Origin of the sequence: Phenylobacterium sp. (genome assembly GCF_030654915.1) — a bacterium.
Taxonomy (GTDB): domain Bacteria; phylum Pseudomonadota; class Alphaproteobacteria; order Caulobacterales; family Caulobacteraceae; genus Phenylobacterium.
The window spans coordinates 1-13,843 of sequence record NZ_JAURWM010000041.1 but is presented as its reverse complement, the minus strand read 5'-3'; the positions used below and the strand labels follow the sequence as shown (position 1 = coordinate 13,843).

The 13,843-nt window shown below is 67.3% G+C and carries 13 protein-coding genes; 8 read left to right on the top strand and 5 right to left on the bottom strand.

Translation table 11 applies throughout. The features are described 5' to 3' along the window. The 4 genes from Q7T84_RS01840 to Q7T84_RS01825 form a co-directional block, all read right to left on the bottom strand. Window positions 1–481: response regulator (locus Q7T84_RS01840; protein WP_304805899.1), on the bottom strand; the 481-nt coding region annotated here is incomplete at its 3' end. A gap of 9 nt (window positions 482–490) precedes the next feature. Next, window positions 491–826, bottom strand: coding sequence for a PepSY domain-containing protein (locus Q7T84_RS01835; RefSeq protein ID WP_304805898.1), 336 nt, complete (start codon window positions 824–826; stop codon window positions 491–493). 93 nt (window positions 827–919) lie between these two features. Further along, complete coding sequence (locus Q7T84_RS01830; protein ID WP_304805897.1) at window positions 920–1,825, bottom strand: J domain-containing protein; 906 nt, start codon at window positions 1,823–1,825, stop codon at window positions 920–922. Between the two features lie 103 nt (window positions 1,826–1,928). Continuing rightward, entirely contained in the window at window positions 1,929–2,393 is a 465-nt protein-coding gene (locus Q7T84_RS01825; RefSeq protein WP_304805896.1) for a YcgN family cysteine cluster protein, read from the bottom strand. A gap of 47 nt (window positions 2,394–2,440) precedes the next feature. Between Q7T84_RS01825 and Q7T84_RS01820 the strand changes: the two genes are divergently transcribed. Both Q7T84_RS01820 and Q7T84_RS01815 read left to right on the top strand, forming a co-directional pair. Further along, the gene (locus Q7T84_RS01820) at window positions 2,441–4,600 is read left to right on the top strand and encodes a transglycosylase domain-containing protein (protein WP_304805895.1); all 2,160 of its coding nucleotides are present in this window, start codon (window positions 2,441–2,443) and stop codon (window positions 4,598–4,600) included. Window positions 4,601–4,642: 42 nt separating this feature from the next. Further along, window positions 4,643–6,436 carry an ABC-F family ATP-binding cassette domain-containing protein gene (locus Q7T84_RS01815; protein WP_304805894.1) on the top strand — a complete coding sequence of 598 codons (1,794 nt, stop codon included), beginning with the start codon at window positions 4,643–4,645 and terminating at the stop codon, window positions 6,434–6,436. On the opposite strand, the gene Q7T84_RS01810 is transcribed toward Q7T84_RS01815, so the two are convergent. After that, window positions 6,433–7,470, bottom strand: coding sequence for an SPOR domain-containing protein (locus Q7T84_RS01810; protein WP_304805893.1), 1,038 nt, complete (start codon window positions 7,468–7,470; stop codon window positions 6,433–6,435). The two genes, Q7T84_RS01815 and Q7T84_RS01810, sit on opposite strands and share 4 nt — an antisense overlap. A gap of 285 nt (window positions 7,471–7,755) precedes the next feature. Here Q7T84_RS01810 and Q7T84_RS01805 point away from each other — a divergent pair, with 285 nt between their 5' ends. The 6 genes from Q7T84_RS01805 to Q7T84_RS01780 all read left to right on the top strand — a co-directional run. Further along, window positions 7,756–9,798: an ATP-binding protein gene (locus Q7T84_RS01805; RefSeq protein WP_304805892.1), complete on the top strand. Its 2,043-nt coding sequence runs from the start codon at window positions 7,756–7,758 to the stop codon at window positions 9,796–9,798. A gap of 68 nt (window positions 9,799–9,866) precedes the next feature. Then, a complete protein-coding gene (locus Q7T84_RS01800) occupies window positions 9,867–10,886 on the top strand; it encodes an ABC transporter substrate-binding protein (protein WP_304805890.1) in 1,020 nt (339 codons plus the stop codon). 54 nt (window positions 10,887–10,940) lie between these two features. Further along, on the top strand, window positions 10,941–11,258 hold the full coding sequence (locus Q7T84_RS21100; protein ID WP_370653605.1) for an endonuclease domain-containing protein: 318 nt from the start codon (window positions 10,941–10,943) through the stop codon (window positions 11,256–11,258). Between the two features lie 151 nt (window positions 11,259–11,409). Beyond that, on the top strand, window positions 11,410–12,156 hold the full coding sequence (locus Q7T84_RS01790) for an ABC transporter ATP-binding protein (RefSeq protein WP_304805887.1): 747 nt from the start codon (window positions 11,410–11,412) through the stop codon (window positions 12,154–12,156). After that, window positions 12,153–12,911, top strand: coding sequence for an ABC transporter permease (locus tag Q7T84_RS01785; protein WP_304805886.1), 759 nt, complete (start codon window positions 12,153–12,155; stop codon window positions 12,909–12,911). The genes Q7T84_RS01790 and Q7T84_RS01785 overlap by 4 nt, the downstream gene beginning before the upstream one ends. Before the next feature lie 50 nt (window positions 12,912–12,961). After that, window positions 12,962–13,843, top strand: an 882-nt coding sequence (locus Q7T84_RS01780; protein WP_304805885.1) for a DUF2336 domain-containing protein, incomplete at its 3' end; no start/stop codon positions are given.

The window sequence follows — 13,843 nt, the reverse complement described above, 5'->3', positions numbered from 1 at the left end:
GATAGTGCAGCAAGCGGTACTCCAGCGAGGTCAGGCGCAGCGGCTCGCCATTGACGCTGGCCCGGGCGGCGCGCGGATCCAGGCGTAGGCCGCCGATCGACAGGCTGGGCGCGGCGAGGCCGGCCGAGCGCCGCAGCAGGGCGCGCAGGCGGGCCAACAGTTCCTCGGTATGGAAGGGCTTGGTCAGATAGTCGTCAGCCCCGGCGTCGAAGCCGGCGACCTTCTCGCTCCAAGCGCCCCGGGCGGTGAGGATCAGCACGGGTACGGCCATGTTCTCGCGGCGCCAGCGTTCCAACACCGAAACACCGTCCACCTTGGGCAGGCCAAGATCGAGGATCACCGCGTCATAGGGCTCGGTCTCACCCAGGAACTGAGCCTCTTCGCCGTCTGGCGCATGATCGACCGCGTAGCCTGCGTCACCGAGCGCCGATTTGAGCTGGCGCGACAGGTCCGGGTCGTCCTCAACAAGTAGAATACGCATGGAACTCCTTTAGCCGCCCTGGCGGGAGATGATCGCCCCGCTCTGGGCGTCGACGACGAAAATGATCACCCTGCCGTCATTGGTCTGCCACTGGACGAAGTAGGCGGGTCGGCCGCCCGCGTCGCCCTGGGTGGTGTTCAGTTGCCTACCGGGCGTGCGGGCCGAAATCGTGGCGATCACCTGCGACAGCGGAACCTGCCGCCCGCCGCGCACCGCCGCCCGCGCCGTGTCCTGGTCGCCTCGGCCGCCGCCATAGGACGGGCGGCCGTAGTCCGGACCGGGCTGCGCATAGCCGGCCACCGGAGCGGCGGCCAGCAGCGCGACGATGAGGAGAAGGCGTTTCATGATCTAAAGGATTACAACCACGTCACTGAACCGAGCCTGAATGGCAGGTTTATGAATGGCGTGCGTCGGTCTGTCACGCAGACCGAACACCGATCACTTCTTCTTAGGCGTGTAGGGCCGCTCTTTTCGCCAACGTTCGGCGAACGCCTCCAACTCGGCGTCCGGCTTTTCAGGCAGCATCAACACGATCCGGGCCAGCAGATCGCCGCGCTTGCCGCGCGGGTCCGATAGCCCCCGCCCCTTGAGCCGCAGCGATTGGCCGCTGTTGGCGCCCTTGGGCACGGTCAGCGTCACCGCGCCATCCGGCGTGCGCGCCTCGATCTTACCGCCCAGGACCGCGTCCGGGATCGAGACCAGCAGATCCATGACCAGGGCCTCGCCTTCGCGCCGGAAAATGGCGTGAGGCCGCACCACCAGTTCGATGAACGCATCGCCCGGGCCCGAGCGTCCCGGCGAGCCTTGGCCTTTCAGGCGCAGGGTCTGGCCTTCCTCGGCGCCCTTCGGGATGGAGACGTCGATCGTCCGGCCGTCCGAAAAGGCGATGCGCTTCTTCGCGCCGTGGATGGTGTCTTCCAGGTCGATCTCAAGCTTGGCTCGAACATCGGCGCCCCTCTGGGAGAAGCCGCCGAACCCACCGCCGCCGCCGCCGCGCCGACCCAGAATCTCGCTGAACAGGTCGCCCAGATCAGCGCCCTCCATGCTTTCGGCGTTGCGCGACTGGTTCCAAGGGCCGCCGCCTCCCCCGCCGCCGCCGCCATATCCGCGCATGACCTCGCGCCCATCGGCGTCGATCTCGCCAGCGTCGAACTTCTTACGCTTCTCGGCGTCGCCCAAGATGTCGAAGGCGGCGCTGACCACTTTGAAGCGGTCCTCGGCGGCCTTGTTGCCCGGGTTGGTGTCAGGGTGATGCTGCTTGGCGAGCTTGCGGAACGCCTTGCGGATCTCATCGTGGCTCGCGCCACGGGACACGCCGAGTTCCAGATAGGGGTCGCGCGCCAAAGGAAGAGACCTCTCAAACAAACAAAACCTGGCCCTCAATTAGGCCGTTTGACGGGACGCGCAAGCCCAAATGTGACATTTTTATCACATGCGTACTATGCGGCTAGTCCTCGCCACGTTCATCTAGCAGATCCCAGGCCGCGTATTGGATGGCGTCGTCGGAGTCCTCGAGAGTTTCTTCGCTGACCGTTTCGCCGCGGATCGAGACCCCGGCGCGGTGGACGCTCTCAGGATCGCCGGAAATCAGCGGATGCCAATCGGCCAGACCCCGGCCCTCGTTCACCCGCCGGTAGGCGCAGCTCAGCGGCATCCATTTCAAGGTATCGACATTCTGCGGCGTCAGTTTGATGCAGTCGGGCACGTGGCGCTTGCGGTCGGCATAGTTCGAACAGGCGCAGCTCTCGGAATCGAACAGGCGGCAATGGACCCGTGTCGGGATGATCTCGCCGGTGTCCTCGTCCTCGAAACGGATCAGGCAGCAAAGCCCGCAGCCGTCGCAGAGGCTCTCCCACTCGCGCGGCGTCATCTCCTTGAGAGACTTCGTTTCCCAGAAAGGCCTCGAAGCCATGCTACAGGCGTCCTACACAAACCAATATAAGCCGATCCAGACTATCCGTGACCGACAACGACAACGATCCTGACCGCCCCGAAAAGGCGCCGACCGGCGGACTTAGGCCCGGCCTCAAGAAGGCTGCGCCCAAGCCGGACGAACCGTTCCGCGCCGACCTGCCCCCTGAGCGCAGGAAAGGCAAGCGTGGCGGCGGGGCTGAGGGGACGCGTCGGCGTCTGGATCTGCGCTGGCTGTGGATCAGCCTGGCCGTCATCGTGGCGCTGGGCGTCTCGGCGGCGCTTTACGCCGCCAACTATGTGAACCAGCACTATCTGCAGGACCTGCCGGAGGTTCCGAGCCGTCAGGCGCTCTATGCCTCCAGCCGTGCGCCGGCAATCAAGTTCTACGACATGAACGGCGCTTTCCTGGCCTCGCGCGGACCGCAATACGGCGAGGACATTCGCCTGGACCGCCTGCCGGACTATGTGCCCAAGGCCTTCCTCGCCGCCGAGGACCGGCGCTTCTACAAGCATGGCGCCGTCGATCTCTGGGCCATCGCCCGCGCCGCCCGCGCCAATCATCAGGCCGGCCGCGTGGTCGAGGGCGGCTCGACCATCTCCCAGCAGCTCGCCAAGGGCCTGTTCCTGACGCCCGACCAAAACATCCGGCGGAAGATCCAGGAGGCCGCCCTGGCCTACAAGCTGGAACAGATGATGACCAAGGACGAGGTGCTCGAGCTCTATCTCGACCGCATCTATTTCGGAGCCAACACCTTCGGATTGGACGGCGCGGCGCGCACCTACTTCGGCAAGCCGGCCACCCAGCTCACCCTGCCCGAAGCCGCCCTGCTCGCGGCCCTGCCCAAGGCGCCCTCGCGCATGGCGCTCCACCGCAACATGGAAGGCGCGCTGAAGCGCCAGCGCCTGGTGCTGGAGCGGATGCTGGGCGAGGGCTGGATCACCCAGCAGGAGATGAACGAGGCCATCGCCAACCCGCCAAAGCTGGCGGGGACCGCGCTCGCCAATGATGGGGACAATGGCTACGCCCTCGACTACGCCACCGGCGAAGTCCTGAAGATGGTGGGTCCCAACTCACCCGACCTGGTGGTGCGCCTGACCATCGACACCAAGCTGCAGGCCAACGGCGCCCAGGCGCTGCGGCGCATAATCCAAGGCCAGGGCAAGGCCAGCGGCGCCAGCCAGGGCGCGATGATCGCCATCGATTCCCAAGGCGCCGTTCGCACCATGGTCGGCGGGGTGGACTATGGTGAAAGCGTCTTCAATCGCGCGGTCCAGGCCAAGCGCCAGCCGGGGTCCAGCTTCAAACCCTTCGTCTACGCCGCCGCCCTCGAAAAGGGCGTGCTGCCCACCGACGTGCGGGTCGATGAGCCGGTGAAGATCGGCGATTGGGAGCCCAAGAACTATGGCGGCCGCTATCGTGGCGCGGTCAGCGTCGAAACGGCACTGGCTCAATCCATCAACACCGTGGCGGTGAAACTAGGTGAGGAGGTCGGTCCCGCGGCGATCTCCAACCTCGCCTCGCGGTTCGGGATCACCACCCTCCCGGCCAACCCGAACCTGTCGGTATCGCTGGGCGCCTACGAGGTCCCCCTGATCGAGATGACCTCGGCCTATCAGGTGTTCCAGCAGGCGGGGAGCCGGATCACGCCCTTCATCGTCAGCGAGATCGCCACCATCGACGGCCAGGTGATCTTCACCCACCAGACCACCTCGCCGGTGCCCGCCTATGACATTCACTTCGCCAGCATGATGGTGAGGATGATGCAGAAGGTGGTCACGAGCGGCACTGGCGCCCGGGCCAATTTCGGCCGACCGGCGGCGGGCAAGACCGGCACCAGCCAGAACTGGCGCGACGCCTGGTTCATCGGCTTCACCCCCGACTATGTGGCCGGCGTCTGGGTCGGCAACGACAACGACAAGCCCATGAACAAGGTCACCGGCGGCGAGGTCGCGGCCAGCATCTGGCGCGACTTCATGGTCACGGCCCACGCCAGCCTGCCGGTCCGTGAGTTCGAGTGGCTGCTGCCCGATCCGGTGGCGATCTATGAAGCCGATCCGCGCAACTACTTCTTCGAAGGCCTAGCCGACGATTTCTCAAACGCCGCCTCGGCGCTGGAGCCGCCGCCGACCGTCGAGCCGCCGATGATCGAACCGCCTGCGCCCTCGCCCCCCAGCGCTGCGACCATGGAGCCCATTCCGAACTGAGGAGTCGCTTGAAGCGGCGGGTCCGGCTATGTCCCTGGCCGCATGAAGCCCCCCATTCTCGCACTTAAGAATGTCCGTCTCGCCGACGGGCCGAAGATGTTGTTCGACGGCGTCGATCTGGCGGTGGAGCCGCGCTCGCGCGCCTGCCTGGTCGGCCGTAACGGCGCCGGCAAATCAACTCTGCTGAAGATCCTCGCGGGCCAGGTCCAGGCCGACGACGGCGAGCGCAGCATCCAGCCCGCCACCCGCATCACCTATGTGCCGCAGGAGCCGGAGATCACCGGCGAGACCCTGCTCGACTACGTGACGCTCGGCGGCGCCGAGCCGCACCGCGGGGAAGCCGCGCTGGACCTGTTCGGCATGGACCCGTTCAAGCCCGCCACGGGCCTGTCGGGCGGCGAGATCCGCCGCGCCGCCCTGGCTCGCGCCTTCGCCGAGGAGCCGGACGTCCTGCTGCTGGACGAGCCGACCAACCACCTCGACATCCTGGCCATCGAAACCCTGGAGACCGAGCTCGCCTCGATGCGCTCGGCCCTGGTCATCGTCAGCCACGACCGCGCCTTCCTGGGTCGCGTCACCAACCGCTCGTTCTGGCTGGAACACCGTAAGGTCCGCCGCTTGGACAAGGGCTTCGTCGAGTTCGACGCCTGGGTCGAACGGGTCCTGGCCGCCGAGGCCGAGGAAGGCCGCAAGCTCGATAAACTGCTCGAGAAGGAAGAGTACTGGCTGCAGCGCGGCGTCACCGGCCGCCGGGCCCGTAACGAAGGCCGCCGCCGCGCCCTGATGGATCTGCGCAAGACCAAGGTCGACCGCCTGCGTGAAGTGCGCGGCGATCTCTCCATGGGTATCGCCTCCTCGGGCATGTCTGGCCAGCGGGTCGCCGAGGTGAAGGGGATCTCCAAATCCTTCGGCGACCGCACCCTGGTGAAGGAATTCTCCACTCGCATCCTGCGCGGCGACCGCGTCGCCATCGTCGGACCGAACGGCGCCGGCAAGACCACGATGGTCAAGCTGCTGCTGGGCGAACTCGCGCCCGACGAGGGCAGCGTGAACCTCGGGGCCAATCTGGAGATCGCCTATATCGACCAGGCTCGCACCGAGCTGAAACCCGAGATGATGCTCCGTGACGTGCTGACGCCAATGGGCGGCGACCAGGTGATGGTGCGCGGCCAGCCCAAGCACGTGGCGGCCTACGCCAAAGAGTTCCTGTTCACCGACCAGCAGCTGCGCCAGCCGGTCCGCAGCCTGTCGGGGGGTGAGCGCAATCGCCTGCTGTTGGCTCGCGCCCTGGCGACCCCGGCCAATCTGCTCGTACTCGATGAACCGACCAACGACCTCGACATGGACACTCTCGACCTGCTCGAGGACCTGCTGGCCGACTACGAGGGCACGCTGATCCTGGTCAGCCACGACCGTGATTTCATCGACCGACTGGCCACCTCGACCATCGCGCTCGACGGTCGCGGTAAGGTGGTCGAGACGCCTGGCGGTTGGCAGGATTTCCTGTCGCAGAACCCCGGCTTCTTCCGGGCCATCGCCGCGCCGACGCCGCACGTCACCAAGGCCGCGGTGAAAGCCGAGGCCGCCAAGCCGACCAAGCTCACCTACAAGGATCAGCGCCGGCTGCAGGAACTGGAGGCCGCCATCGCCGCCCTGCCCGGCAAGATCGCCAAGCTTGAAGTCGATCTGGCCGATCCGGGACTCTATGCCCGCGACGTCGCCGCCTTCGACAAGGTCAACAAGGCGCTTGAAGCGGCGCGGCGCGAACTGTCCGCGTCCGAGGATGAATGGCTAGGGCTCGAAGAGCGCCGCGAGGCGCTGGAAACCAGCCGCTAGCGGATAAAGCAGGCCCCGCCGGCCGAGGCGCAGAAAGCCTGCGCCTCGGTGCGGTTCTGGAAACCGTTGATCAGCGCGCGGTGGAAGACCTTGCCATCGACCGTGACGCTGCGAACCGAGGTGAACAACGGAGCCTTCACCCGGCCCTTGATCTTCGCCAAGGCTTCGCGGGCCTGGGCCTCGGTCGGCGAGGCCGCGATCTGCACGCTGACCTTGCCTGGTGTGGCCGGCCGTGACACCGCCGGTTTCGCGGCGGGCGGTTTCGGGGCTGGCGCCTTCAGCACGGCCGGCGGCGCGACCACCGGCCGCAAATGCACCTCCGGCGCTTGTCGCGGCGGCGCCGGCGCGGGCGCGGGCGCGGTAGGCGGCTCATCCAACCGCGCCATGCGAGCGTCGACCGACGTCGGGACCGGGCGGTCGGCGTTGAGCATCGCCGTACGAGTACGAGCCGGCGGCGATATCGAACCTGCCGGCGCGACGATTGGGGCCGGACGCGACTTCGGCTCGGGCTCACTGCGTGCCTTTACCGGAGCCAAGGGCGGCGTTTCGGCCACCGCCGTCCGCGGAACCGACGCGCAGACGCTGCGCATGACATCGGACAGATAGGCGTCCGGCGAGGGCTGCACCCAACCACCCGGAACCTGGCGATTGACGACCTCGCCCTTGGCGTTCGGCTCGCTGAACACCGCCATCTTCACCACTAGGTCACGGCGGCGGACACAGTCGACGTTCACGGTGGAGCGCATTGAGCGATAGCCCATCACCTGGGCCGCGTTGCTTGAGACGACCTCGCCCTGCAGCACGACCCCCTCGATCACGCCGCCGCCGGCGCTGGGGGTCCCGCGATTGCGGATCGCCACCACCATGTCAGGCTTCACCGACACGATAGAGGCGCGGGGCAGACCGCTCGCGGCGATCGCCCGGCGTTGGACCGCAGTCAAAGAGCTATCGTTCAACTCGGCCGCCGCGCCGTGAGCGACAGTCGCGCCCGCCAAGGCGACGACCGCCGCCGCGAACCGCAACCGAACTCCCACGCCAAGGCCTCTCTCAACCATCCTACCAGCCAAGCCGTCGCATAGATCGGTTCACCATAACAGGGTTAGAGCAAACAGAACCGGACAGGCGCAATTCACGCCAATCCTGTGGATAGTTCGCTCCGCTCGGCACGCCGACCCCCTAGCGCGCGGCTCGCCAGCGCCGTGCGACATACTGTCCTGTGGAGTGTCGCTTTAAGCCTTTGGTTTCTAAGGCCGGCGCAGGGTTTGTCCGAAGAAGCGGGAACCCCTATGCCTCCCCGGACCACACGGTCTCACAATCTGATGCTCAGCGGCGCTCTGGCCTTGGCCTATGTCGCGAGCATGTTGTTCAGCCTGACCCTGACAAGGGCTGGCGAGGGCGTGGCTGTTATCTGGTTCGCGAGCGGGATTCTCGCCGCCGCATTCCTACTACTGCCCTGGCGCTGGAGCCTCCCCCTGGCCGGCGGTTGCTTCCTCATCAACTTCACCTGCAACCTGTTGATCGGAAACCCGCCGCTCGCGGCGTTGCTGTTCCCGATCCTCACCTTTTCCGAAGCCTTCGGCGCGTCCTGGCTGGCGCGAAGAGCTTGCGGCGCGACCCTGCGCCTGACCAGCTTCAGCCGCGTGACGCGGTTGATCCTGCTCGCCGTCGCGCCCGCTACGGCCGTCGCGGCCATCGCCGCCGCCGACCTCTTCACCCTCTATGGCCGAAACTTCAACGTGATCCTGACCAGCTGGTTCTATGGTCACGCCCTGGGGATGGCGATTGTCCTGCCCGCCGTCCTGCTGGTCGCCCGTCCGGACATGATCCGGGACTTCCGCCGCTCGGCCGGCGAACAGATCGGGCTCTACATCCTGATCGTCGCGGTCAGCGCCGCGACATTCCTGCCCGTCCGCTTTCCAATGTCGTTGCTGATCTTCCCCGCCCTAGCGCTGCTCTCCTTCCGTTTGGGGCCAAGGGGCGCGGCCGTCGCGGCGCTGATCATGGCCGTCACCCTATCGAGCTTCGTCGTCTCCCTGCCGGCCCCCGTGCAGCTCACCAGCTGGACCCTGGCGGAGAAAACCCGCAGCCTGCAGTTCCTGATCGCCGTCGCCTTCCTCACCAATCTGGCCATGGCGATGGCGGTCGCCGACCAAAAGCGGATGAAACGGCTCTGGGCCGGCCGCACGCGAGTCGCCCGCGCCGCCCAGGCGCGGGCGGTCTCCGCCGGCCTCGCCAAGACCCAGTTCCTGGCCACCATGAGTCACGAGATCCGCACGCCGATGAGCTCGATCGTCGGCTTCACCGAGGTCTTGCTGAAGCGCGAGGACCTGCCCGATCCCGCTCGCCGGCAACTGGCTCTGATCGACCGGGCGGGCGCCTCGCTGATGGCGGTGGTCAACGACATCCTCGACTTCTCCAAGGTCGAGGCTGGCGAGGTTGAACTGCGACCAACCGTGATCACGCCCCGCGCCATCGCCCAGGACGCCCTCGCCATCGTCGCCGAGGCCGCCCGCCGCAAGGGAATCGATCTGCAGCTCAGTTTCATCGGCCCGGTCGAAGCCGCCGTGCTGATCGACGATCTGCGGATGCGCCAGGTCCTGCTGAACCTGCTGTCGAACGCCATCAAGTTCACCGAACGCGGCCGCGTCGGGCTCGAAGTCCAGGTCCTGGAGCGGGACGCGGCATTGAACCTTCTGCGCTTCAAGGTCGTCGACACCGGAATCGGCGTGCCCTCCGATCAGGCAGAGCGCCTATTCAAGCGGTTCAGCCAAGGCGATTCCTCGGTCAGCAGGAGCCATGGCGGCACCGGCCTGGGCCTCGCCATCTGCAAGGGCCTGGTGGAGTTGATGGGTGGCAAGATCGGCGTCGACAGCACGCCCGGGGTCGGCTCCACATTCTGGTTCGAGGTGACCGCACCCCGCGCCGAGGCCGCGGCCCCCCAGCCGCCGGCCGCCAAGGACGAGCGCGTATTGAGCGCGAGGATCCTCTTGGTCGACGACCATCCGATGAACCGGGAATTGGCCGCCACCGTGCTCGGCCTGCTGGGGTGCGAGGTTATCCTGGCCGAGAACGGCGAAGAAGGCGTCGCCGCGGCCCAGACCAGCGCCTGCGAACTGATCCTGATGGATGTCCACATGCCGCGCATGGACGGGTTGGAGGCGACCCGCGCCATCCGCGCCCTGGGCGGCGCCAACGCCACCGTGCCGATCATCGCCATGAGCGCCGACGTCATGCCGCAGATGGAGGCTGCCTGTCTGAAGGCCGGAATGAACGCGGCGGTGGGCAAGCCGATCCAGATCCAGGCCCTGCACGACGTGCTCGCCAAGTGGCTGTCCCCGGACCGAAAAGCTAAAGCCGCCTAAACTTCGTCGCCTGCGACCTTGGAACGACGCGCGCCAGCGCATAGGCTCGCGCCCGTTCAGTTTGGGGGATGTCCATGAAGGTCCTGCGTCTCGCCGCCGTCGCGCTCGCGGCCCTGGTTTGCGCCTGCTCGCCGGGCGAGAAACAGGCCGCCGCCCCCGCCGAAGGAACTCCCACCAAGATCCGCTTCGCCACCGACTGGCGCGCCCAGGCCGAACAGGGCGGCTTCTACCAGGCGGTCGCGACCGGCGAGTACGCCAAGCGCGGCCTGGATGTGCAGATCGTCCAAGGCGGCCCAGGCGTGAACGTGCCGCAACTGCTGGCGTCGGGCGCGGTCGAGGCGGGCATGGGCTCCAACAGCTTCATCGTCATGAACCTGGCCAAGGAGAACATCCCGGTGAAGGCCGTGGCGGCCATGATGCAGAAGGACCCGCAGGTCCTGATCGCGCACCCCGACCAAGGCCTGGAAAAGATCGCCGACCTGAAAGGCCGCCCGATCCTGCTGTCGGACGCTTCGGTCAGCGCCTTCTGGGTGTGGCTCAAATCTAAGTACGGCTTCACCGACGACCAGGTGCGGAAATACACCTTCAACGCCGCCCCCTTCCTGTCCGACAAGCGGGTCGTCCAGCAGGGCTATGTGACGTCCGAGCCCTATACGATCGAGAAGCAGGCCGGGCTGAAGGCCAAGGTGTTCTTGCTCGCCGACGAAGGCTACCCCGGTTACGCGACCATGATCCTCATGCCCGACAGCCTGATCGCCAAGAACCCCGCGGCGGTGAAGGCGTTCGTCGAGGGCTCGGCCGCGGGCTGGAAAAGCTATCTCGAAGGCGATGCGGCCCCCGGCGACGCCCTGATCAAGAAGGACAATCCAGAAATGACCCAGGACGTCCTCGACCAGGCGCGCGAAAAGCTGCGTTCCTACGGCATCGTCGACTCCGGCGACGCCAAGACCGGCGGCATCGGCGTGATGACCGACGCCCGTTGGGCCGAGTTCTTCAAGGTCGCCTCCGAGCAGGGCGTCTATCCCCCGACCATGGACTACAAGCGCGCCTACACCCTGCAGTTCGTCGCCCCCTCGGCGGCGAAGTAGCGCGTGCGAAGTACGACACTAACTCTCAAGAGGGCCAAGGGCCTTCACCGGGCAATGACCGAACCCGCGGTCATGCTCTGGTCGCGTCTGCGGCGACGCCTGCCCGACAGTCCGGTCTTTCGCCGTCAGCATCCATTGGGTGTGTACATCCTCGATTTCTTTTGCCCCGCGGCAAGGCTGGCCGTGGAAATCGACGGCCACCTGCATGGCGAGGAAGCCCAACGAATGCACGATGCACGACGAGATCTGTGGCTGGCGGCGCAAGGCCTGGCGGTTCATCGCGTCCCCGCCTCCTCGGTCTTCGCCGATGTCGACGGGGTCGCAGATGGCCTACGTGTCCTCGCCCTCGGTCTCGCGGGTTCAAGAGCATGACAGGCCATCGCACCTTTCCTCCCCCGTTTACGGGAGAGGGGGACCGCGCGTCTGCGTGGTGGAGGGGGCAAGACCGGGCGCGGAGCCTGAGGCCGCCCCCTCCACCACCCTACGGGCGGTCCCCCTCCCCCGCTTCGCAGGGGAGGAAAGTATGACGGTAGCGACGCTGGACGGGGTTGAGGTCGATTATCCTGGGCGGGGCCGGGCGCTGGGGCCCGTGAGCCTGTCGATCGGCGCTGGCGAAGTCCTGGCCCTGGTCGGTCCCTCGGGCTGCGGCAAGTCCACGGCCCTGCGGCTGCTGGCTGGTCTCGAAGGCCCGACGCGCGGGACGCTCACGCGCTCCACCGAACGCGGCGAGACCGCCGTGGTCTTCCAGGCGCCGACCTTGGCGCCCTGGCTGACCGCCCAGGCGAACGTCGCCCTGCCGCTTGAACTGTCCGGTGTGCACCGTGACGAGGCCCGCGCCCGCGCCGCCCTGGCCCTGGAGCGCGTCGGCCTGGCGGCGGCGCAAAACGCCCGCCCGGCGACCCTCTCAGGCGGCATGGCCATGCGCGTCTCGCTGGCCCGCGCCCTGGTCACCGAGCCGCGTCTGATGCTGCTGGACGAACCCTTCGCCGCCTTGGACGAGATCACCCGCCGCACCTTGGCCGACGACGTACTGGCCCTGTGGTCCGCCTCGCGGCCCGCCATCGTCTTCGTGACCCACAATGTCGAGGAAGCCGTCTACATGGCCGATCGTGTGGTGGTCCTGACCCGCGGCCCGGGCCGCATCGCCGGCGTCGCCGAGGTCGGCGGCGTCCTGCCGCGCCCCGCCGGCTTCCGCACCTCCGAGAGTTTCCGAAGCGCGGTGGAGGAGGTTTCGCACCTGCTCGCCGTCGGCATGGAGGCGCCCGCGTGAGCCGCGTCCTCGCCCCCTTTGTCCTGATCGCTATCCTGCTCGCGGCCTGGGAGTTCGCGGTGCGAGCCATGGGCGTCCCAGCCTACTTCCTGCCGCCGCCCTCCGGGGTCGCGGTCGCGCTGGTCGAGAACCTGCCAAGCCTGATGGCCGCGGCCTGGATCACGCTTTCCACCGCGCTCATCGCCCTGGTCATCGCCAGCCTCGTCGCCATCGCTGTAGCCATTGTCATCGGCCTCAACCCAATCCTGGAGGCGGCCGTCCGCCCCTTGGCCTCCGTGCTGCAGGTGACGCCGGTGGTCGCCATCGCGCCGCTGGTGCTGATCTGGGCGGGCATCGACCATCCGGAGCGAGCGATCATCGCCCTGGCGGTGTTGGTCGCATTCTTCCCGATCTTCTCAGGCGCGGTCACCGGCCTGCGCGCTGCCGATCCTGACCTGGAGCGATTGTTCGACCTCTATGGCGCCGGCCGCTGGAGCCGCGTCATGCGCCTGCGGCTGCCCTCGGCGGTGCCTTTCCTGCTGGAAGGCCACAAGGTAGGCGCGGGCCTGGCGATCATCGGCGCCGTCGTCGCCGAATTCGGGGCCGGATCCGGCGGGGTCCGCGGCCTGGCCTGGCAGATCCTCGACGCCGGCAACAAGCTGCAGACCGCTCGGATGATCGCCGCCCTGGTGGTCCTGGGTTTGATGGGGGTGGTGCTCCACGGCCTGCTTGATCGCGCCGAGCGCGCCGGCCTCAAGTGGTGGCGAGGTCGTTAAGCTCAACCGTTAGGCGGGGATTAAGCGCCTTGGGTTAACCCTGACGGGCGATGCGCAGCAAACTCCACGACCTGATCGAGATGGCCCGCGAGCCGTCCAGCGAACGGCGCCGAGAGCTATTGCGCGGCGTCACCGACCTATTCTTCTCGACCGACGGCGCGCACGGAACAGACGAACTGGGCCTGTTCGACGACGTGATGGGCCAGCTAGCCAGCGAAATGGAAGAGGCGGTTCGCGCCGAACTCGCCGGGCGCATGGCAAATGTCGAGGCCGCGCCGCGCCGGCTGCTCCGCGACCTGGCCCGCGATGTCTCCATCGATGTCGCCCGTCCGGTGCTGGCCAATTCCAAGGCCCTGACCGACGATGACCTGCTGTCGGTGATCCACACCCGAGGACAAGACCATCTGCGGGTCATCTCCCAGCGCTCCTTGGTGCCAGAGGCGGTCTCCGAAGCGATCGTGGAGCGCGGCGACGACGCCACCCTGGGCGTGCTGCTGGCCAACACAGGCGCGCTCATGTCGCGTGAAACTCAGGAGATCGTGGTCGACCGCGCGGTCGAAAACCCAGCCTTGCACGAGGCCGTGGTCGCGCGAAAGTCCCTGCCGATCGACCTGCTGAACGAAATGTACTTCGTGGTCGAAAGCCGGCTGCGCGGCGACATCCTGGCCCGCAACGCCACGGTGGACCCGACTGAGCTGGACGCCGCGCTCACCGCCGGCCGCACCCGGCTGGCCACCCGCGACGGCGCCCTGCCCGCCGACTACGCCGAAGCCCAGAAACAAGTCCGCGCCCTGCGAGGCCGCGAAGCCCTCACCCCGCCAGTGTTGGCCGGGTTCCTGCGCGCGCGCGAGACCACCAAGTTCCTGGTGGCGTTGAGCGAATTGGCCGACATAGACTTTCACACCGCCCGCCGGATCCTTGAGCGCAACGAG